Source organism: Streptomyces sp. NPDC031418 (assembly GCF_055581605.1).
The window spans coordinates 116,735-136,276 of sequence record NZ_JBVIJC010000005.1 but is presented as its reverse complement, the minus strand read 5'-3'; the positions used below and the strand labels follow the sequence as shown (position 1 = coordinate 136,276).

General features: G+C 70.1%; 16 protein-coding genes. 10 read left to right on the top strand and 6 right to left on the bottom strand.

Features of this window, described 5'->3' with window-relative positions:
* Window position 1 precedes the first annotated feature (1 nt).
* On the bottom strand, window positions 2–1,840 hold the full coding sequence (locus ACZ5CZ_RS08310; protein ID WP_385846104.1) for a glycoside hydrolase family 15 protein: 1,839 nt from the start codon (window positions 1,838–1,840) through the stop codon (window positions 2–4).
* A 587-nt stretch (window positions 1,841–2,427) separates the two neighbouring features.
* Between ACZ5CZ_RS08310 and ACZ5CZ_RS08305 the strand changes: the two genes are divergently transcribed.
* From ACZ5CZ_RS08305 to ACZ5CZ_RS08265, 9 genes are all read left to right on the top strand, one after another.
* Window positions 2,428–4,329, top strand: coding sequence for a GMC family oxidoreductase (locus ACZ5CZ_RS08305; RefSeq protein ID WP_468940399.1), 1,902 nt, complete (start codon window positions 2,428–2,430; stop codon window positions 4,327–4,329).
* Window positions 4,326–5,438 (top strand): ferritin-like domain-containing protein, encoded by a 1,113-nt coding sequence (locus ACZ5CZ_RS08300; protein WP_468940397.1) that lies wholly within the window; start codon window positions 4,326–4,328, stop codon window positions 5,436–5,438. Before ACZ5CZ_RS08305 ends, ACZ5CZ_RS08300 begins: the two co-directional genes overlap by 4 nt.
* Window positions 5,435–5,959: a hypothetical protein gene (locus ACZ5CZ_RS08295; RefSeq protein ID WP_468940395.1), complete on the top strand. Its 525-nt coding sequence runs from the start codon at window positions 5,435–5,437 to the stop codon at window positions 5,957–5,959. Before ACZ5CZ_RS08300 ends, ACZ5CZ_RS08295 begins: the two co-directional genes overlap by 4 nt.
* Window positions 5,956–6,870, top strand: coding sequence for a myo-inosose-2 dehydratase (iolE, locus tag ACZ5CZ_RS08290; protein WP_468940392.1), 915 nt, complete (start codon window positions 5,956–5,958; stop codon window positions 6,868–6,870). Before ACZ5CZ_RS08295 ends, iolE begins: the two co-directional genes overlap by 4 nt.
* Before the next feature lie 2 nt (window positions 6,871–6,872).
* On the top strand, window positions 6,873–7,865 hold the full coding sequence (locus ACZ5CZ_RS08285; RefSeq protein WP_468940389.1) for a sugar phosphate isomerase/epimerase family protein: 993 nt from the start codon (window positions 6,873–6,875) through the stop codon (window positions 7,863–7,865).
* Between the two features lie 52 nt (window positions 7,866–7,917).
* The gene (locus ACZ5CZ_RS08280; protein WP_468940386.1) at window positions 7,918–8,709 is read left to right on the top strand and encodes an MBL fold metallo-hydrolase; all 792 of its coding nucleotides are present in this window, start codon (window positions 7,918–7,920) and stop codon (window positions 8,707–8,709) included.
* 18 nt (window positions 8,710–8,727) lie between these two features.
* Window positions 8,728–10,383, top strand: coding sequence for an alpha-keto acid decarboxylase family protein (locus ACZ5CZ_RS08275; RefSeq protein ID WP_468940384.1), 1,656 nt, complete (start codon window positions 8,728–8,730; stop codon window positions 10,381–10,383).
* Window positions 10,384–10,418: 35 nt separating this feature from the next.
* Window positions 10,419–11,855, top strand: coding sequence for an SMI1/KNR4 family protein (locus ACZ5CZ_RS08270; protein ID WP_468940381.1), 1,437 nt, complete (start codon window positions 10,419–10,421; stop codon window positions 11,853–11,855).
* Window positions 11,856–12,017: 162 nt separating this feature from the next.
* Complete coding sequence (locus ACZ5CZ_RS08265) at window positions 12,018–13,364, top strand: amidase (RefSeq protein WP_385846115.1); 1,347 nt, start codon at window positions 12,018–12,020, stop codon at window positions 13,362–13,364.
* Window positions 13,365–13,388: 24 nt separating this feature from the next.
* On the opposite strand, the gene ACZ5CZ_RS08260 is transcribed toward ACZ5CZ_RS08265, so the two are convergent.
* On the bottom strand, window positions 13,389–14,483 hold the full coding sequence (locus ACZ5CZ_RS08260; protein ID WP_468940378.1) for a serine hydrolase domain-containing protein: 1,095 nt from the start codon (window positions 14,481–14,483) through the stop codon (window positions 13,389–13,391).
* Between the two features lie 96 nt (window positions 14,484–14,579).
* Here ACZ5CZ_RS08260 and ACZ5CZ_RS08255 point away from each other — a divergent pair, with 96 nt between their 5' ends.
* Entirely contained in the window at window positions 14,580–15,356 is a 777-nt protein-coding gene (locus ACZ5CZ_RS08255; protein WP_468940375.1) for a MerR family transcriptional regulator, read from the top strand.
* A gap of 51 nt (window positions 15,357–15,407) precedes the next feature.
* Here ACZ5CZ_RS08255 and ACZ5CZ_RS08250 read toward each other — a convergent pair whose 3' ends face one another.
* The 4 genes from ACZ5CZ_RS08250 to ACZ5CZ_RS08235 all read right to left on the bottom strand — a co-directional run bounded on the left by ACZ5CZ_RS08250 (window position 15,408) and on the right by ACZ5CZ_RS08235 (window position 19,523).
* A complete protein-coding gene (locus tag ACZ5CZ_RS08250; RefSeq protein WP_468940373.1) occupies window positions 15,408–15,893 on the bottom strand; it encodes a GNAT family N-acetyltransferase in 486 nt (161 codons plus the stop codon).
* Between the two features lie 60 nt (window positions 15,894–15,953).
* Window positions 15,954–16,127, bottom strand: a complete 174-nt coding sequence (locus ACZ5CZ_RS08245) for a hypothetical protein (protein WP_385846121.1) — start codon at window positions 16,125–16,127, stop codon at window positions 15,954–15,956.
* A gap of 375 nt (window positions 16,128–16,502) precedes the next feature.
* On the bottom strand, window positions 16,503–17,996 hold the full coding sequence (locus tag ACZ5CZ_RS08240) for an SDR family NAD(P)-dependent oxidoreductase (protein ID WP_468940370.1): 1,494 nt from the start codon (window positions 17,994–17,996) through the stop codon (window positions 16,503–16,505).
* A 195-nt stretch (window positions 17,997–18,191) separates the two neighbouring features.
* Complete coding sequence (locus ACZ5CZ_RS08235) at window positions 18,192–19,523, bottom strand: wax ester/triacylglycerol synthase family O-acyltransferase (protein ID WP_385846124.1); 1,332 nt, start codon at window positions 19,521–19,523, stop codon at window positions 18,192–18,194.
* Between the last annotated feature and the right edge of the window lie 19 nt (window positions 19,524–19,542).

Genomic DNA, 19,542 nt, shown 5'->3' with positions numbered 1-19,542 from the left:
GCTACCGCCGGTCGAGCGCCCTGTCGAGGGTGAGGGCGGCGTCGATGAGGGCGAGATGGGTGAACGCCTGGGGGAAGTTGCCCAGTTGGCGGCCGGTCGGGTCGATCTCCTCCGAGTACAGGCCCAGATGGTTGGCGTACCCCATCATCTTCTCGAACACCAGCCGTGCCATGTCCGTCCGCCCCGCACGGACGAGAGCGTCCACGTACATGAACGTGCACAGCGAGAAGGTGCCCTCCGAGCCGCGCAGTCCGTCGGGCGACGCCTCCGGGTTGTAGCGGTAGACGAGGCTGTCACAGACCAGTTCCCGGTCGATGGCGTCCAGCGTCGAGGCCCACATCGAGTCCTCGGGGCTGACGAACCCGACCGTCGCCATGCGCAGTAGCGAGGAGTCCAGCACCTCACTGCCGTAGTGCTGGATGAAGGCCTGCCGTTCCTCGCTCCACCCCTTCGCCATGACCTGTTCGTAGACGGCGTCCCGCTCGGTCTGCCAGCGTCCGGCCGCCGACGGCCAGCCGTTCGCCTCGGTGAGCCGCAGCGCGCGGTCGAACGCCACCCACGACATGACCCGGCCGTAGGTGAAGTCCTGGCGACCGCCGCGGGTCTCCCAGATCCCCTCCTCCGCCTGGTCCCAGTGGTCGGCGAGCCAGTCCAGGTCCTCCCGGATCGACGTCCATCCCTTGTGCCCGACCTGGATTCCGCGCTGCTGCGCGAAGTAGATGCTGTCCAGGGCCTCGCCGTAGATGTCCAGCTGGAGCTGTGCCGCGGCGCCGTTGCCGATCCGTACCGGCGCGGAGCCCGCATAGCCCTCCCAGTGGTCGAGGATCTGCTCCTCCAGGTCGGACGAGCCGTCGACCTTGTACATGATGTTGAGCGGGCCCGTGGTCCCGCCGCTGCCGGCCCGCTCCTTGACCCGGTCGGCCAGCCAGCGGATGAACGCCCGGGCCTCCTCCGTGAAGCCCAGCCCGAGCAGCGCGTAGACGGAGAAGGAGGCGTCCCGGATCCAGGTGAAGCGGTAGTCCCAGTTGCGCTCGCCGCCCAGTTGCTCCGGGAGAGCCGTCGTCGGGGCGGCCACCACGGCGCCGCTCGGGGCGAACGTCATGAGTTTCAGTGTGATCGCGGAACGGTGCACCATCTCCCGCCAGCGTCCGGTGTAGCGCGACTGCGCCAGCCAGGAGCGCCAGAACGCCACGGTCTCGTCGAAGAGCCGTTGGTATGCGTCCAGGCGGACCTCGGCGGGTGGTCCCTCGGCGCCCGTCTCCAGCACCAGTCCGCGCTGCTGGCCGGCCTGCAACGCCAGCGACAGTTGCAGGTCGGCACCCTGGTCGGTGAGTACGTCGATCAGCCGCTCGTCCTCCGGTTCGCGGATGGGGTGCACGGTGAGCGCCGCGCCGTCCTCCGCGGCGAAGACCGCTCCGTGCTGGGTGATGTGCAGCTCGTGCTTGCTGCGGCCGTAGTCGAACCGCGGGGAGATCTCCACCTGGAAGGTCATGCTGCCGCGCACGCAACGGATCAGACGCACCAGCCGGTGGCGGGAGGTGGCCCGGGTACCGGTCACGGGCATGAAGTCGACCACCTCGCCCGCGCCCGCCTCGGTCATGAACCGGGTCACCAGCACCGCCGTGTCGGGCAGGTACAGCTGCTTGGTCGCATGCGTCCGGTGCACCGGCCGGACCGTGCAGTGCCCGCCGTTCTGCTTGTCCAGCAGCGCCCCGAAGACGCTCGGCGAGTCGAACCGCGGGGAGCAGAACCAGTCGACCGCTCCCTCGGTGGTCACGAGCGCTGCGGTTTGCAGATCGCCGATGAGGCCGTGGTTCTCGATCAGCGGGTAACCGTCCATCGGGGCGCCCCCTTCGGTGCCGGCTTCACCTGGACGCACGGCACGGGAATGGACAGTGAGCACCTTCCTTTCCATCAAAGCACTCGGGGGATGACCCGCAACACGGCTGCCCGGCGGGCGCAGCGGCCGTACCCGGTGCATGCCCACGGCTCACGGCTCACGGCTCACGGCTCACGGCTCACGGCTCACGGCTCACGGCTCACGGCTCACGGCTCACGCGGCGATCGTGAGGGTTCCGGCGTATCGTTGGTGACGCGGCAGTGGTCTGCGCGCCAGGCTTTTGCCGGCAGCGACACCGACTCGCAGCTTGATCATCGAACCCCTCGAACCATCTACGGCCTCTACAACTGGGTGCGCGACGGGGCCCTGACGGCCATGGGGGTGGCGAAGGCCGGCATGCGGCGCTGCTTCGAGGAGATCCAGGCCTCGGCCGTCGACGGCATCGGGAAGCCGAACGAGCTCGTGCCCGCCCACTACAAGCTGGCCGCCGAGATCAAGTCGAGCGACACGGTCCCCGTGGACGACCTGTCCGCCCTGCCGCCACGCCGGTCCCCGGTTGCGCCTGGCAGAGGAGGAGTGACTGCCTCATGTACGCGAAGTTCCCCCAGGGGGCGACGAAGCGCACCGACCCCGAGGCCGCGGCGAACGTCCTCTATGACGCCGTCATCGTCGGCGGCGGGATCTCCGGCTCCCTCATCGCCCTGCGGCTGAGCAACGCCGGCAAGCGGGTGCTGATGCTCGAAGCGGGTCCGGCGGAGGACCTCACCCTGAGGGGATACGAGCGCTATCTCGACCGGTTCTACTCGGCCATCAGCAAGGACAACCAGGCCCCCTACCCGGCCGTACCCAACGCCCCGATGCCCCGTGGCACCGACGCACGGCCCATCACCCCGGGTGCGCCAGACGCCTCCTCCTACATCGTCCAGAGCGGGCCCTTCGCCACCGACACCACCTACACGCGGGTCCTCGGCGGCACCACCATGCACTGGGAGGGCAAGACGCTGCGCATGCTGCCCGAGGACTTCCGGATGCGCACGCTCTACGGCGAGGGGGCGGACTGGCCGCTCAGCTACGAGGACCTCGCCCCCTACTACAACGAGGCGGAACGCGAGATCGGGGTCTCCGCCGACGTGGCGGACCAGGCGTACCTCGGGATCGCCTTCGACGAGGGCTATGTGTACCCCATGAAGGGGCTGCCCCTGTCCTACCTGGACCGGATGGTCGCCAGGGACGTCGACGGGATGCCTGTCGAACTCGACGGGGAGCACCGGGAGTTGCGCGTCCGGCCGTTCCCGCAGGGCCGGAACGGGATACCGAACCCGGCCTACGACGGCGGGAAGGGCTACATGCCGCGGGGGGCGGTGAGCGCGTACCAGGTCGAGGTCGGCGGGCGGTGCCAGGGCAACAACAACTGCGTGCCCCTCTGCCCGGTGCAGGCCAAGTACAACGCCGGGAAGACGCTCGCACTGGCCCTCCAGAGCGGCCGGGTCGACCTGGTGGCGCAGGCGGTGGCCTACAAGGTGCACATCGACGAGCACACGCGCCGGGTGACGGAGATCGAGTACCGCCGCTATGCGCGGCCCGACAGCCCCGGCTTCACCCCGGCGAGGGCCCGCGGCCGGCTGTACGTCCTCGCCGCCAACGCGGTGGAGAACCCCCGGCTGATGCTGGCCTCGGGACTGCGCGGTTCGAGCGGCCTGATGGGACGGAACTTCATGGACCACGCCTATCTGCTGGCGTGGGGCCTGCTGCCGAAGGTGGCCGGCACCTTCCGTGGCACGAACTGCACCGGCGGCATCACCGACCTGCGCGGGGGCCGCTTCCGCAGCCGCCAGGCGGCGTTCAGCATCGACATCCACAACGACGGCTGGGGCTGGGCCCGGGGCGCGCCGATGACCGATCTCATCGACCTGGTCGACTCCGCCGGCCGCTACGGCGAGTCCCTCCGCCAGGGCCTGGTGGACCGGGTGTCCCGCCAGCTTCAGCTGGCGTTCATGGTCGAGGTGCCCGCCGACCCGAGCAACCGGGTCACCGTGAGCCCCGACTTCACCGACCAGCTGGGGAACATGCGGCCCGTCCTCAGCTACGGGATCCCCGAGTACACGATGCGGGGGGTGGCGTACGCCCGGCAGCTGTCGCAACGGATCTTCGCCCGGCTCGGCGCCGAGGACCACACCGTGTACGACCCGAACTTCTGGGGCTACACGGTCCACGACGGAGTGGGGTACGAGATCCGCGGGGGCAACCATCTCGCCGGCACCCACCTGATGGGCGCCACCCCAAAGACCTCGGTGGTCGACGCGGACCAGCGGTGCTGGGACCACGAGAACCTGTACCTGGTGGGCGGGGGCAGCATGCCCACCGTGGGCACCTCGAACGTGACGCTCACCGTCGCCGCCCTGTGCCTGCGCAGCGCCCGGGCCATGCTGGCCCAGCTCGACTCCGAGACCGCACCGATCAACGCGACCTCAGGGGAGGTGGCCCGGTGACCGCGTCGACCATCGAGAACCGCGACGACCTGATCAGCTACCTGAACGCGGCGATGGCGCTGGAACACGCGACCATCCCCCCGTACCTGACCGCGTACTACTCCATCCGCTCGACCACCAACTCCGACGCCGCCCACATCATCCGGGTGGCCGCGGTGGAGGAGATGCTGCACCTGACCCTCGTCGCCAACGTGCTGAACGCCCTCGGCGGGAGCCCCGACCTGACCCGTCCCGGCTTCGTACCGTCGTATCCGGCCTATCTGCCGGACGGCGAGGACGACTTCACCGTCGATCTGCGGCCGTTCTCCCGGGAGGCGGTGGAGACGTTCTGCAAGATCGAGCGGCCGGGCAAGGCCCCCAGTGCCGACGCACGGCTGGTGAGGACACCGGCCGGCGCGACTCCGCTCCTCATCTCCAGTCCCACGGCCGAGGGGCTGCGCTTCTACAGCATCGGCGAGTTCTACGAGGAGATCATCGAGGGGATCGAAAGGGTGGCGGCCGACGACCCCAAGCTCTTCTGCGGGGACCCGGCCCTCCAGGTGGGGCCCGAGTACTTCTACTCGGGCGGCGGGGTGATGATCGTCGTCTCCGACCTCGACTCGGCCCAGCGGGCGCTGCGTTTCATCGCCGCCCAGGGCGAGGGCCTCGATGCGGGCATGTACGACGCGGACGGGGAGCTGGCCCACTACTACCGGTTCCGGCAGCTGCTCCTCGAGCGCTACTACCAGGTCGGCGACCACCCCGATGAACCGTCGGGGCCCGCGCTGAGCATCGACTGGGACGATGTGTACCGGGTGAAGGTGAGCACCCGGCTGACCGACTACCCGGCGGGATCGGAGCTGGCCCGTGTCGCCCGGGACTTCAACGCCGACTACGGGGCCTTCCTCGCCCTGCTGACCAAGGCGCTCAACGGGCAGCCGGACCTCCTGGAGGAGGCCGTCTGCGAGATGTTCCGTCTGCGGGACGGGTTCAACCGGCTGGTGCGCACTCCCCTGCCGGGCAGCGGCGGTCTGCACGCCGCTCCCACCTTCGAGATTCCGGCCTCGGCCGGGCCCGATCCGCAGGGCCCGGCGGGTGCCGGCGGGACCATCGAGGGGGTGACGCGATGACCGCCCCGTCGTTCGAGGAGTTCCTCTGCCTGTCGGTCGACCTCACCGCCTTCGAGGAGACCGATCTGCTGGGCACCGGCATGGCCCACACCTATCTGGCGAAAGTGCGGGCCGCCTGCGGCGACGAGATCGTCACCGCCCTGCTGGAAGCGCACCGGGCGGCCCGGGCCGAGGCAGCGGGTGACGCCGGAGACCGTGCCCGGACCCCGCTCGACCGGGATGCGTTCGACGTGGCCCTGCGCCACCGCATCTTCAGCGACGACCGGCTCGGCCCGGTGGCCCGCAATGTGATCAAGCTCTGGTACGCCGGGATGTGGTACGCGCTGCCGCCCGAGTGGGTCGACCGCCACGGGGCCCACACCGCGGCCCGCACCTCCACGGTCACCGCCGCCTCCTATCAGGAAGGGCTGCTGTGGCGGGCCATCGGGGCCAATCCCCCCGGTGCCAAGGCACCCGGATACGGCTCCTGGGCCCAGCCGCCCCGTATCCCGGAGCGCTACCTGAAAGGGGCGACAGGATGAGGGATCCGGCCGACCGCCTCAGCCCGGACACGGTGAAGCTCGGCGTCTGCTGCACCCTGTGGTGGAACGACGACTTCCCCGGCATCGACGCCGGTATCCCCTTCGGCCAGGCCGTGAGCGAGATGGCGCTCGCCGGCTTCGAGGGATGCAGTATCGGGCACAAGTACCCGACGGACGCCGCGGAGCTCAAGGCCGCTCTCGATCTGCGCGGCCTACGGGTCTCCGAGCCCTGGACGAGCACGTACTTCACCATCAGCAGGATGCGGCGGAAGACGATCGCCGCCTTCGAGGAGACGCTGGCCCATATCAGGGCACTGGGCGGGACCGAGCTGGTCGTGGCCGAGTTCGGCGCCTCGTCACACCTGCTTCCGGTGGACGTGTTCGCCAACCGCCCGGTCTTCACCGACGCCCAGTGGGACGACCTGACGTCGGGCCTGGACGAGCTGGGCAAGATCGCTAGCTCGGCCGGGATGAGGCTCAGCTATCACCACCACATGGGCACCGGCGTCATGACCCGGGCCGACATCGACCGGCTGATGGAATCGACCGACCCGCACCTGGTCCATCTGCTGCTCGACACCGGACACGCGGCCTTCGCCGGCGACGACCCGCTGCTGGTGGCCCGGGCCCACACCGACCGCATCGGCCACGTCCACCTGAAGAGCATCCGGCCCGAGGTCGTGAAACGGGTGCGCGACGAGGGCCTTTCCTTCCAGGAGGCCATCGCGCTCGGCGTCTTCACCGTGCCCGGAGACGGCGCGATCGACTTCCGGCCCATCCTCGACGTGCTGGCCGCAGCGCACTACCAGGGGTGGCTGGTCGTGGAGGCGGAGCAGGATCCGAACAAGGCCGTTCCGCTCGAGTACGCCAAGAAGGCCCGCGCCTACCTCACCGACGTTCTGGGCTGGTGACGATGAACGCGAAACGACGAGACGTGTTCTTCAGCTTCTTCATGTTCACGGCCGACCTGCGGCCGCTGGACGCACGGTACACGCGCACCCTGGTCGATCACCTGGACGCCCTGACCGCCATGGGCTACGACGGCTTCGACGTGCATATCGCCGCACAGCCCCCGAACGTCGTGCACAAGCTCGAGGTCGACAGCTACATCCGCCTCAGGAAGGCCTTCGACCAGGCCGGGTTCGGCGGGGTCAGGTTCACCACCAATGTGGGGACCACGCGGACCTTCGACCCGACGTCGCCGTACGAGGAGCAGCGCAGGCAGGCTCTGTCCTACCTGAAGTCACGCGTCGACATCACGAGCGTCCTGGGCGGCGACTCGATCATGTCCGGGCCGTTCCTCTACCCCTACGGGGTCTTTCCGGTCACCGACACCGATGAGCCGATCTGGAGCGACGCCCTGCAAGACTGGATGAAGCCGCGCTACGACGCGGCGCGTTCCGTCTTCGAAGAGCTGGTGGAGTACGCCACCGCGCAACAGGTGAAGCTCGCCGTCGAACCCGTCAAGAGCTGGGAGACACCGCCACCCAACATGGTCTCGGAGGCACTGGACTTCCTCGAGGGCCTGGAGCACCCGCAGGGCGGCGTGACGATCGACACCGCGCAGCTCGTGATGGAGAGCCGGGGTCCGTCGGTCTTCAAGGAGAACGTCAGGCGAGCCGTGGAACAGCAGCGGCTCTACTACGTCCATATCTCTGCCCCCGACCGGGGCGCGGTGAAGGACAGCTGGATCCCGTGGGACACCGTCCTGAACGAGATCGAGCCGGTGTATCAGGGGCCGTACCTGATCGAAGTGTTCAACGCGATCCCGCCGTTCGACCGCTCCATGCGCATGGCACGCCGGCGGTTCTGGCGACCGGGCGAGGACGACCCGGTGCCCGGCAGGGACAGCGCCTACGACGTCGCAGAGGCCGCGTTGGAGGAGCTGCGGTCGCGGATCCCATAGCCTCGGGAGGTTTCGCATGCCGGGTCAGCTGTCAGATCCCATCGTCATGGTCGTGAAGCAGACGGGCGATGTCCGTATTCACACGTTCGTCGCGTCCTTCGCGTACAGCAATATCGCGAACGCCACGCACATCATAGAAACCAAGAACCAGTTGGTTCTCATCGACGGACAGTTCCTCGTCCCCTATGCGAGAGCGTTCCGGGACTACGCGGACAGCCTGGGCAAGCCGATCGAGCGGCTGTACCTCTCCCACCGGCACCCCGACCACTGGTTCGGTCTGGGGACCGCGTTCACCGACATCACGGTCTACGCGCTGTCCGAAACCATGGCCTTCATCCACGACCATGGGGAGGAGTCGAGAAGCGACCACTGGAAACTCGGTGACCTCGCCCCGGAGCGCATAGTCGTGCCGAAAGAAGTCGCCCGTCCCGGTGCGGAGACGATCGACGGGGTCAGGTATGTCCTCGACCGGGTGACGGATACCGAGATCGACTACCACCTCACCGTGGAACTCCCCGACCTGGGCGTGTTCTTCGCTCAGGACCTGGTCTACAGCGGCACCCATCTTTATCTGACGAAACACATGGACCACTGGATTCGGGTGCTGCAAGGAATCCTGGCGTCGGACTGCGAGTTGATCATGCCGGGCCACGGCCTGCCCGCCGACAAGAACGAGGTCGCCCGCAACATCGAGTACCTCGCTGCCGCACAACAGGCCATCGGCAACGGGCTGATGGACGACGCCTTCAAGGACTTCCTGCTGCAACGGTATCCGGAGCGGAAGTGCCCGGGCATCTTCGACATCTACATGCCCCGGCTGTTCGGCGGCGCGAGCGACTACTGACCACGGAGGTGTTCCGCCATGAACGACGGCTGCACTGTAGGACGATACCTGGTGGACCGCCTGCGCCAGCTCGGTCTGGAGCACCTGTTCGCCATCGCGGGCGACTACTCGATAGAGTGGCTGAACCGGTATGTCGCGCCCAACGGAATCGACATCGTCGAGGAAGTCAACGAGGTGAACGCCGGTTATGCGGCGGACGGCTATGCAAGGATGAAGGGAATCGGCGCCCTCTGCGTCACCTACTCCGCGGGGGCACTGTGTGCCGTGAACGCGGTCGCCGGCGCGTATGTCGAGAAGGTGCCGCTGGTGCTGATCAACGGCACACCGAGCGTCAAGAAGACCATCACCTTCGAGCAGACCGGCTTCAGTGCGCATCACTTCATCAGCGGACGCCAGACGGATCTTCAGTCGTTCGAGCACCTGACGGTCGCGGCCATACGGATCGACAATCCGGACCTCGCGCCGACGTTGATAGATTACGCGCTGACCCAGTGCATCAGCGAGCGGCGTCCGATCTATATCGAGCTGCTCCAGGACATGGTCGACCTGGAGTGCGAGCAGCCGAGAGGTGAGCTGAAGCCGGCCAGGATCCTGTCGGACGAGACCAGCCTGCAACAGTCGGTGGACAGGATCTGCGCACGGCTCGAAAGCGCCGAGAACCCGCTCATCTGGCTCGGTGTGGAGATCGACCGGTTCGGCCTCCAGGACAAGGCCCTGAGTCTGATCCACCAACTCAATATCCCGTTCGTCACGGAACTCCTGAGCAAGGCGGTCGTCTCCGAGGACGACGGGCTGTTCGTCGGCGTGCTCGACGGCCAGGCGTCCTCGACGGCCGTGACGACTCTGGCCGACCAGTCCGACTTCATTCTGGCCCTCGGCGTGTGGCTGACGGACATCAACTCGCTGGGCTGGGACCCGGACTATGACAAGACGGCGTTCGCGTCGTTCGACGCGGTCAAGTTCGGAACCTTTTTCGGTGGCCAGGTCGCGCTCGAGCACCTGGTCGACGACATCCTGGCGAGGCAGATCGAACGCAGAGAGCGGAAGCTCCCGGACAAGCCGGCGCACAGCGTGCCGACCGGGGGCGATACCGACGTCATCACGTACCAGGGGTTCTACACCTACATCCAGCAGTACGTCGACACGAACACCATCGTCAGCGCCGACGCGAGCATGAACTATTTCGGGAGCCTGCTGCTCGATGTGCCCAGGCCGGGAGGGTTCGTCGTACAGTCGTCGTACTCGTCGATCGGCTACAGCGGGCCGGCCGCGACGGGGATCTGCCTGGCGAAGGGCCCCGAACAGAGGGTCCTGGTCTTCTCGGGTGACGGCGGCTTCCAGATGACCGCCCAATGCCTCTCGACACAGACCCGGTTCGGGCTCGACCCGATCATCTTCGTCATCGACAACGGCGTCTACGCCGTGGAGCAGTGGCTCGCCGACGCAGGGGTGTTCCATTCCGACGAGCCGTTCTACAAGCCCTGCCTGCTGCACCGGTGGAAGTACAGCAAGCTGGCAGAGGTCTTCGGCTGCCGGGGGTGGGAAGTGGGGACGTACGGCGAGTTGCGGGATGCCGTGACGGGCGCGCTGGAGAACACCGGCGGCCCGTCCCTGATCCAGGTGCATGTGCCCGACAAGACGATCCCCGACAATGCGAACTGGAAGGCCCATTGACGGGTGCCAGGGCAGCCTCGTACTACGGTCGGAGCATGGTTGATCGGATCCCTCCCCCGCCTTCCCCGGCTTCCCCTGCGTCCTCCGCCTCGCTCCACGACTTCGCGACCTGGGCGCCCGTGCTGCGGCTGCTGCGGGGCAGCGCTGCGGCCGAACAAAACGCGGCCGGTCTCCGCGTCGCGGGGAACATAGGCCGGCACGGCTGGAGTCTGCCCGTGCGGCACCGGCGGCGGCCGGGCCGGGCCGCGCAGTACGAGGACATGCGCGAGGAGGTCGAGGCCGTGGAGCGGGTGCAGGGCGCGCTCGCGGAAGCCGGCATCGGTGACATCTCGTTCACGGCGCAGACGGCACCGGACGGCAGGACGGTACTGCGGCTGCTCGCCCCCAGTCCGGCCGTGGAGCCCGGCCTCGGCAGGCCGCATCCGGGGGCGCTCGTGCTGGTCGAGGGCGCCGTGCCCGAGCCGTGGCGCCGCGGACCCGAACCGGTGCCGGGGGCGGTGCCGGCCCCGTCCGCCGACGTACGGCTCCTGCACCGCACGCTCCGCGAGCGGCTGCCCGGCGCCGTCGGCGCGACGGAGGAGGAGATCGCGGCGGCCGAAGCGCGCCTTTGCATCGCCCTGCCCGAGGAGCTGAAGGCGCTCTACCGGGTGACCCGGGCCCGCTGGGAGGACTGGGGTGACGACGACGAGGCGGCGGAACGCGAGTGCAGAGCGGTCGGCTGCGAACTCTTCCCGCTCGACGACCTCTACGTCGCCGTCGCGTCGTCCCGGCGCTGCCCCTGGCGGTTCGCGGCCAAGGAAGCGGTCGTCACCCCGCCGGACGCCGCCGTGCAGGGCCTGGTCGGCTCCCCCGGCTGGATCGTGTTCGGGGACAACGGCGGCGGCGACCGGCTGGCCGTCGATCTGACGCCCGGCCCACGCGGCCACCTGGGGCAGATCATCATGATCGGCCATGAGGAGAACATCGGCGCCGAACTGATCGCCCACTCGCTGACCGATCTGGTGCTGGGCCGGCACGTCGAGCACGGCAGAGGCTCGCAAGGTACGGGCGGGCCGGAGGCGGTGGCGTACGTCAACAGCAGTGGCGTTGGCGTGCCCGGTGTCGAGGCCGCCGCGCACCCCGGCCTGGAGGTCCTGTCCATCGGGGTGTGGGACGCCGAACCGCTCAGCCTGGCCCCGGTCGTCGGGCTGCCCCGGCTGCGGACCCTCACCGCCTACCCCGGCACGCTGGCCGATCCGCTGGAGATCGCCGCTCTCACCGGGCTGGAGTTCCTGGAACTCGGTCCCGCGGACTGGCGCCGCCTCCTGGACGCCGAAGCCGTGCCGCGCACCCTGTCGGCCGCCGCCGTCTCGGTGTACGGCACCGAGGATCCGCTGCCGGTCGTGGCGCTCGCCAATGAACTGCTGGCCCTGTGGGACCGGCCCCCGATCATCCAGACCGCCCTCGAAGGAGACCTCGGGCCGCTGCCGTGATGGCGTGGGGCGCGCGCAGCAGCGAGACCCGGACCGTGGTGGTCGTACCCCGCCCACCGGGTCCGCGGACGGTACGCCCGCCCGCCTCTCGACGTGGCGGCGCGGAGGCGGCACAGTTCTCCCTGCACCGTGCTTGATACCAGCGAGTAGTCGAGGAGTGCCGTGGGGAACTGGGCCGGGCGGAGCGCCATCGAGATCGCCGACGCTGTGCGCGGGAAGCGGGTCACGCCCCGGGAGGTGGTGGCCGAGCACCTCGCGCGGATCGAGCGGCTCGACGGACGGATCGAGGCGTTCCGGAAGGTCCGCGGCGCGGCGGCGCTCGCCGAGGCGGACGAGGTGGCCGCCCGTTCCGACCTCGCCGAACTGCCGCTCGCCGGTGTGCCGGTGGCGGTGAAGGACAATCTGGCCGTGCGCGGTGAGGCGTGCCGGAACGGCTCGGCCGCCACCGCCGACACACCGGCCGCCGAGGACCATGTCACGGTGGCCCGGCTGCGGGCCGCCGGTGCGGTCGTGGTGGGTCTGACGAACGTGCCCGAGCTGTGTGTCTTCGGCACCACGGAGGGGGTGTACGGCACCACGCGCAATCCGTGGGATCCCTCCCGTACGGCGGGCGGTTCCTCCGGGGGCAGCGCGGCCGCGGTGGCCGCGGGGCTGGTGCCGCTGGCGCTCGGCAACGACGGCATGGGCTCGCTGCGCATCCCGGCCGCCAACTGCGGTCTGGTGACGCTGAAGCCGGGACACGGGGTGCTGCCGGCGGGGATCGGCAACGGCGACTGGTTCGGTATGTCGGAGAACGGTCCGCTGGCCACGACGGTGGCGGATCTGCGGCTGATGCTCGGTGTGCTGGGCGGCACGGATGTCCCGGCGGCGGACGAGCCGGCCCGTCTGACGATCGCCGTGGGGCTGCGCAGTCCGCTCGCCGGGGTGCGCGTGAGCCGCCCGTACACGACCGCGGTGCGGCAGGCGGCGGGGCTGCTGGCGCGGGCCGGGCACCGGGTGCGGCGGGCCGAGCCGCCGTACCCGCTGTCGTTGGGCGTGACCTCGCTCCAGCACTGGACGGCGGGTACGGCGGTGGACGCGGCGGCGCTGGATCCGGCGCGGCTGGCCCCGCGGACCCGGGTGCACGCGGCGGTGGGCCGGCGGTTCGTCCGCACGGTGCGCACCGGCGACGGCCGGGAGCGGCTGCGGAACCGGCTGCTGCCGTTCCTGACCGAGCACGACGTGCTGCTCACCCCGGCGCTGGCCCGGCGTTCCCCGCAGGCCGGGCCGTGGCACCAGCACGGCTGGCTGCGCAATGTGCTGGCCAACACGGCGTACTCGCCGTTCACCCCGCCGTGGAACCTGACGGGCTGGCCCGCGATGTCCGTCCCCTTCGGCACCCTGCCCTCGGGCGCACCGTGCGCCGTCCAGCTCGTCGGCCGCCCGGGCACGGAAGCCACCCTGCTGGCCGTGGCGGAGGAGCTGGAGCGGCTGCACCCCTGGCGGCGGACGGCGCCGGTGGCGGGCTAGCGGCGCCGTCCCGGGGACGCCCCCCTAGGCGAACACCGCCTTGACCAGGGTCTGCTTCACCTTCTCGAACGTCCCGGCCATGGTGGGCAGGTCCATTTCGGCGTCCCCGGAGGTCAGCGAGCCGGTCAGGGTCTTGGTGCCGTCGGGCGTGCTGTACATCAGCGCGCCCCAGCCCCAGAACCCTCCGTTGTGGTGGAGGACGGTGCCGCCGCCGTCCAGTTCCTCCACGAACACGCCCAGTCCGTAACCCATCGGGGGGTCCGGGACGCGCATTTCGGCCAGCAGCTCGGACGGGATGAGCGTGCCGCCGTTCAGTGCGGCGAAGAACGTGTGGAGGTCCCGGCTGGTCGAGATCATGTCGCCGGCGGCGGATATCCAGGAGGGGTTGAAGCGGGTGGTGTCGATGACCTTCCACCGGCCGGCGTCGTCGTAGCCGTAGTAGCCGTGGGCGTGCGGCTCGGGGATCTCCTCGCCGGTCTCCGGCAGCAGGGTGCCCGTCAGCCGAAGCGGGCCCAGGATCAGCCGGTGCGTCTCCTCCGGCAGCGAGCGGCCGGTGACCTGCTCGATCAGCAGCCTGGCCAGGACGTAGTTGGTGTTGGAGTAGCTCCAGGCCGTTCCCGGCTCGAACCGCGCCGGCTTCGCCAGCGCGCCCCGCACCAGCTCCTCCGGCCGGTAGGTCGCATGCTGGAGGTCCGCCCACTCCTTGCCCCATCCGGCGACCACACCGGCCTCGACCGACCCGTCCTGGGAGAACTCGCCGGTGAAGTTGAACAGCCCGCTGGTGTGCTGGAGGAGCATCCGTACCGTGATCCGCCGGTCGAGCCCGAACTCGGGCAGGTGGTCGGCCACCAGGTCCTCGAGACCGAGCCGGCCCTCGGCCACCAGCTTCAGGACGACGGTCGCGACGAAGGTCTTGGTGGCGCTGCCGACCCTGAAGTGCCCGTCGGTCGGCGGCTTCGCGGTCCGGCCCAGCTCGCTCACCCCGGCGCTGCCGACCCACTCTCCGAGTTCGTCGTTCACGCGCAGCTGCACGCCGGCGAAACCGGCGTCGACGATCTCCTGCATGGCCTTCCGCAGCTCGGGGCGGTCCTGCGCGGCGGCGGTGTTCTGCTCACTCATGGTGATTCCCTCATCTCGCGTCAGCGGGTGTGAGAGGAGCGTGGACCCTGCCCCAAGGTCAAGGTCAAGGCGACAGATGAGGGCTAGCCTCGCCCCATGGCAGACGGGCTCACGATCGGTCAGGCGGCGGCTTTCGTCGGTATCACCGTCAAGACGGTGCGGCACTACCACCGGCTCGGCCTGGTCGCCGAACCGGAACGGGACCATTCCGGCTACCGGCGCTACGGGTCAGCCGATCTGCTGCGCCTTGTCCAGGTCAGGGCCCTGGCGGGGGCGGGCGTGCCGCTGGCCGAGATCGGCGAGCTGCTCGACGCCGAGCCCGAGCGGTTCGCCACCGCCCTGGACGACGTCCGCCGCCGGCTCACCGCACAGATCGAGGAGCTGACCGCCCGCCGCGACACCCTGCACCGGCTCGCCCACGGCGATCGGGCCCTGCTGCCCGACCGGGCCTGCGCGGTCCTGGACCGACTCGCCGAGCTCGGCTTCAGCCCCGACTACGTCACCACCCAGCGGGAGGCCCTGGTGCTGTCGCGGGCGCTCGCTCCCGAGGTCTTCGACCTCTTCCTGGTCAACCTCGAACACCGGCTCGGCGACCCCGAGTTCGTCGAGCTGACCAAGCGCGGCTGGGAGGCGCGGTCCTGGGATCCCGACGACCCGCGGATCGAGGAGCTGGCCTCCGCGGTGGCCGCCAACCTGCTGGCCGACCGCGCGCTGCTGACGATGCCGACCGTACGACGGCACCGGCCCGACGCGGCCTCCCGGTACGGCGTGGTCAACCATCATCGGGAGGACGAGGCACCGTCCATCGCACGGCTGAACACGCTGATCGAAGGGCATCTGCGCGCGGCGGGCATCGAGGTCCCGCGTCAGTGACGGACCCCAGTGCCTGCCTTTCGGATCTTGCCGGCGTCCGAAAGACAGGCCCTAGTCAAGGGCGCGGTACATGATGTGCAGACCCACCGGTCCGTGCCGGGGATGGTCGAACGCCGCCGGGACCGTGCCGAGGACGGTGAAGCCGAGGGAGGTCCACAGGCGGACGGCGGGGTTGGTTTCCACCACGGCGTTGAAGACCATCGCGCGGTAGCCGTGCGTGCGGGCCTCGGCCAGGACGTGCTCGGCGAGGGCGCGGCCGATGCCGCGGCCGGTGTGGTCCGGGTCGACCATGAAGCCGGCGTTGGCCACGCGGGCCGCGGGTCCGCCGTAGTTGGCGGTGAGACAGGCGGAGCCGACCACGGTGCCGTCGTGGTCCTCGGCGACGTAGACGCGCTTGGCCGGGGCCATCCACAGTGCGCGGGCCGCTTCCTGGGTGGTGTCGGGGTCCCAGGAGTAGGTCTCGGCGGCGGCGACGATGCGGTGCCAGAAAGGCCAGATCCGCTGCCAGTCCTCGGCCACGGCTTCTCTGATCTGCATGGGCGTGAGTCTGTCATGTCACGCCCATGCGTGCGCCATCGTGCGGAGGTGGCCCGGGGGTCAGTCCACGCTGGGCAGGATGTGGGGTTCGGCGAGGTCGTCCTCGTAGCCGGCGAGGCGGATCGGGGCCGACCGGGCCCAGACGTCGAGGCTGCCGATCTCTCCGGGCCGCCGGCCCGTGCGCTCCGTGCGTTCCTTGGGGCGCTGTTCGGGATTCGTCTTCTCCGGTGTCACCGCGCACTCCTTATGTGTCGGGTCACCCTTGGGGCATACCGGACAGCTTGCGTTCCGGCGGTCAACGCCCGCTCAGGTCTGGATACAGGGCCAGTTCGGACGCGGTGGCGCCGGTACCTCATGCGGAGCAGGCCGTTGTCGACCGGCTCGCCCCGGGACGGACGGTGGGTGTGGGTGGGACCCCTGACTGCTGTCCGTCCACCTCAGGTTAACCAAATGAGCGCCCCTGCGCTCGATAGGGAGCGCAAACTTGGTGTAACTATCGCGCTAAGCCCAGCCCCTCAATACCCCTCAATATGCCGCTATTTGTAACCAAGCGCAGCACATGAGGGGTCGACTGAATCACCCGTCCGGCCTACGTGTGCGAACGTCCGGTCACCACTTGCCGGGCGCGTAGTCCTTCATGAAGACGCCGTAGAGGTCCTCGCCGGCCTCGCCGCGGACGATCGGGTCGTATACGCGAGCGGCGCCGTCGACCAGGTCGAGCGGGGCGTGGAAACCCTCCTCGGCCAGCCGCAGCTTGTCGAAGTGCGGGCGCTCGTCGGTGATCCAGCCGGTGTCGACGGAGGTCATGAGGATGCCGTCGGTCCGGAACATCTCGTCGGCGCTGGTCCGCGTGACCATGTTCATGGCCGCCTTGGCGGCGTTGGTGTTGGGGTGACCGGCGCCCTTGTAGCCACGGTTGAAGACGCCCTCCATCGCCGAGACGTTGACGACGTACGAGCGCCCGCTGGACGCCTTCCGCGCGGCCTCGGCCATCGCCGGGCGCAGCGTGCTGATGAGGATGAACGGCGCGGTGTAGTTGCACAGCTGGGTCTCGAGCAGCTCGACCGGGGAGATCTGCTCGATGGTCTGCACCCAGGTGTTGCTCTCCACGACGTCGGGGAGGAGGCCGCCGGCGTCGATGGCGGTGCCGTCCAGGTGCCGGGCGACGCTGGCGTTGCCCGCGACCAGGGCGAGGTCGGCGACCTTCTGCGCCTCCAGGCCGCTGGTGCCGACGGGCAGCGCGGCGATGCCGTCGACGGCGCCGGAGTTGAAGGCGCCGATGACCTGGTGGGCGGGGAGTTCACCGGCGGGCAGCGGGGCGTTCTCGCCCTCGACCAGGGCCGCGTAGGCGGAGGGCAGCCGGCGCACGGTCTGGGTGGCGTTGTTGATCAGGATGTCGAGCGGGCCGGCCTCGGCGACCTGCTCGGACAGGGCCACGGCCTGCGCCGGGTCGCGCAGGTCGATGCCGACGACCTCCAGCCGGTGCAGCCAGTCCGCCGAGTCCTCCATCGCCTTGAACCGGCGGATGGCGTCCTTGGGGAAGCGCGTGGTGATGGTGGTGTGCGCGCCGTCCCGCAGCAGCCGCAGCGCGATGTACATGCCGATCTTGGCGCGGCCGCCGGTGAGCAGGGCGCGCTTGCCGGTGAGGTCGGCGCGGGCGTCCCGCTTGGTCCGGTTCAGCCGGGCGCACTCGGGACAGAGCTGGTGGTAGAAGTAGTCGACCTCGACATAGCGGGTCTTGCAGGTGTAGCAGGAGCGCGGGCGCTGGAGTATGCCCGCGATCCTTCCCTCCTCGACCTTGGAGGAGGGAAGGATGCCCTCGGTCTCGTCGTCGATGCGCTCGGCGGAGCCGGTGGCGGTGGCCTCGGTGACCGCCTTGTCGTGCGCGGTCTTGGCGGCCCGGCGCTCCTGGCGGCGGCGCTGCTTCACCGTGCGGTAGATGTGCGAGGTGGCCCGGCGCACCGCGATGGCGTCGGGGTGGTCCACGTCGAGCCGGTCCAGCTCCTCCAGCACGCTCAGGCAGACGGCGAGCCGCTCCGGGTCGATACCGGGGCCGTAGACGACCTCGTCCATGGCCGTGGGGCCGTCTTCTGTCACCGTCATCGCGCTGCCGCTTCCCTGATCACCCGCGCAGCGCTCCGACTCGCGCCCGCTTTCGAACGCTGAATTTTACGAAGCGGTGGGCCCGGCCACCAAACCCGTGATCAGAACCGGGTCTGCCGGGGCTTTTTTGGGGCTGGTGGGGCCTTTGGGGCTGGTGGGGCGGACCGGCTCCGCCCCACCTCCCGCCACCGTGGCTCAGGCCTGGCAGGCCACCAGCAGCGACCCGACCTCCTCCACCACCGCCCGCGCGAACACGTCCAGGTCCGGCACGGCCTGTGCGTCGGCGACCAGGCCGTAGTGGACCCGGCCGCGGTAGGTGGAGATCGCCACCGCCAGGGACTGCCCGGGCGCGAGCGGCGCCAGCGGATACACCTCGGCCAGTTCGTGGCCCCCGAGCCGGAGCCCGGTCCCCGGCAGCGGCACGCTGGTGACGAGGATGTCGAACCACAGCCGGGCGGCCTGGCCGACCAGCGGGCCGCCGAGCCGGTGGCCGAGCGCGGGGACATGGTCGGCGAGCAGGGCGACGGCACCCGCGCCCCGGTCGGGGCCCGCGTCCTTGTTCCGGACCATCGCGGCCCGCACGGCACCGAGGCGGTGGAGCGGGTCGGGTTCGTCCACCGGCAGCGGTATCAGGTAGCCGGAGAGCCGGTTGCCCTGCGGCTGCGCGGTGCGCGGGCGGCGCCGCGAGACGGGGATCAGGGCGCGGGGCGCCACCCCTTTGCTGCCGTCGCCGCGCTCGTCCAGCCAGCGGCGCAGCGCACCGGCGACGACGGCGATGAGGACGTCGTTCACGGTGCCGCCGACGGTCTTGCGCACCCGGTGCACATCGTCGATGTCGAGGACGACCCCGGCGGTGCGGCGGGTGCCGCTGGGTGGGGAGGTGAGCGCGGAGGTCGGGCGCATGCCGAGGGTCGAGCGGGCCAGCGAGGCGCCGATGTCCAGGGCCCGGCCGACGTCGGACAGGGCGCCCCTGACCAGCTCGGGGACGAGTCCGGGCAGCCGGCGCACGTCGGCCAGCAGGCCGCGTGGCGGTTCGATGGCCCGGGGTGGGCGCTCGGGCAGGTCGATGGGGTCCAGGACGCCGGCGGCGAGCTTGAGCGCGCGCAGCCCGTCGGCGAGCGCGTGGTGGAACTTGAACAGCACCGCGAAGGACACCCCGTCCTCGCCGGGCAGTACGTGCGCCTCCCACGGTGGCCGGCCGCGCTCCAGCGGGCGCTCCATCAGCCGGCCGGCGACCGCCTGGAAGTCGCCGGTGGGGGCGTGCAGCCGGACGTGGTGCAGCGGGTCGAAGTCCGGGTCGGGTTCCCGGGCGGCGGCGCCGAAGGCGAGCGGCTGCCAGACGTCCCGGATGCGCATGCGCAGCCCGGGGACGGCGGCGGCGCGGGCGGCGAGCAGGTCGGCGGCGTGCGCTCCCGCGGTCGGCGAGTGCGCGCCGAAGACACCGAGCGCACCGAGGTGCATCGGGTGCCGGTCGGACTCCATGTTCCAGAACGCCAGGTCGAGGGGAGCGAGCAGATCGGAAGTCAAGGGCTTGCCTCACACGTCG

What these genes read in the sequence shown, in the direction of transcription:
- ACZ5CZ_RS08255 (WP_468940375.1), top strand. Translation starts at nt 14,580, where the DNA reads ATGGCAGACGGGCTCACGATCGGTCAGGCGGCGGCTTTCGTCGGTATC.
- ACZ5CZ_RS08250 (WP_468940373.1), bottom strand. Translation starts at nt 15,893, where the DNA reads ATGCAGATCAGAGAAGCCGTGGCCGAGGACTGGCAGCGGATCTGGCCT.
- iolE (WP_468940392.1), top strand. Translation starts at nt 5,956, where the DNA reads ATGAGGGATCCGGCCGACCGCCTCAGCCCGGACACGGTGAAGCTCGGC.
- ACZ5CZ_RS08305 (WP_468940399.1), top strand. Translation starts at nt 2,428, where the DNA reads ATGTACGCGAAGTTCCCCCAGGGGGCGACGAAGCGCACCGACCCCGAG.
- ACZ5CZ_RS08270 (WP_468940381.1), top strand. Translation starts at nt 10,419, where the DNA reads ATGGTTGATCGGATCCCTCCCCCGCCTTCCCCGGCTTCCCCTGCGTCC.
- ACZ5CZ_RS08240 (WP_468940370.1), bottom strand. Translation starts at nt 17,996, where the DNA reads ATGACGGTGACAGAAGACGGCCCCACGGCCATGGACGAGGTCGTCTAC.
- ACZ5CZ_RS08285 (WP_468940389.1), top strand. Translation starts at nt 6,873, where the DNA reads ATGAACGCGAAACGACGAGACGTGTTCTTCAGCTTCTTCATGTTCACG.
- ACZ5CZ_RS08295 (WP_468940395.1), top strand. Translation starts at nt 5,435, where the DNA reads ATGACCGCCCCGTCGTTCGAGGAGTTCCTCTGCCTGTCGGTCGACCTC.
- ACZ5CZ_RS08275 (WP_468940384.1), top strand. Translation starts at nt 8,728, where the DNA reads ATGAACGACGGCTGCACTGTAGGACGATACCTGGTGGACCGCCTGCGC.
- ACZ5CZ_RS08310 (WP_385846104.1), bottom strand. Translation starts at nt 1,840, where the DNA reads ATGGACGGTTACCCGCTGATCGAGAACCACGGCCTCATCGGCGATCTG.
- ACZ5CZ_RS08260 (WP_468940378.1), bottom strand. Translation starts at nt 14,483, where the DNA reads ATGAGTGAGCAGAACACCGCCGCCGCGCAGGACCGCCCCGAGCTGCGG.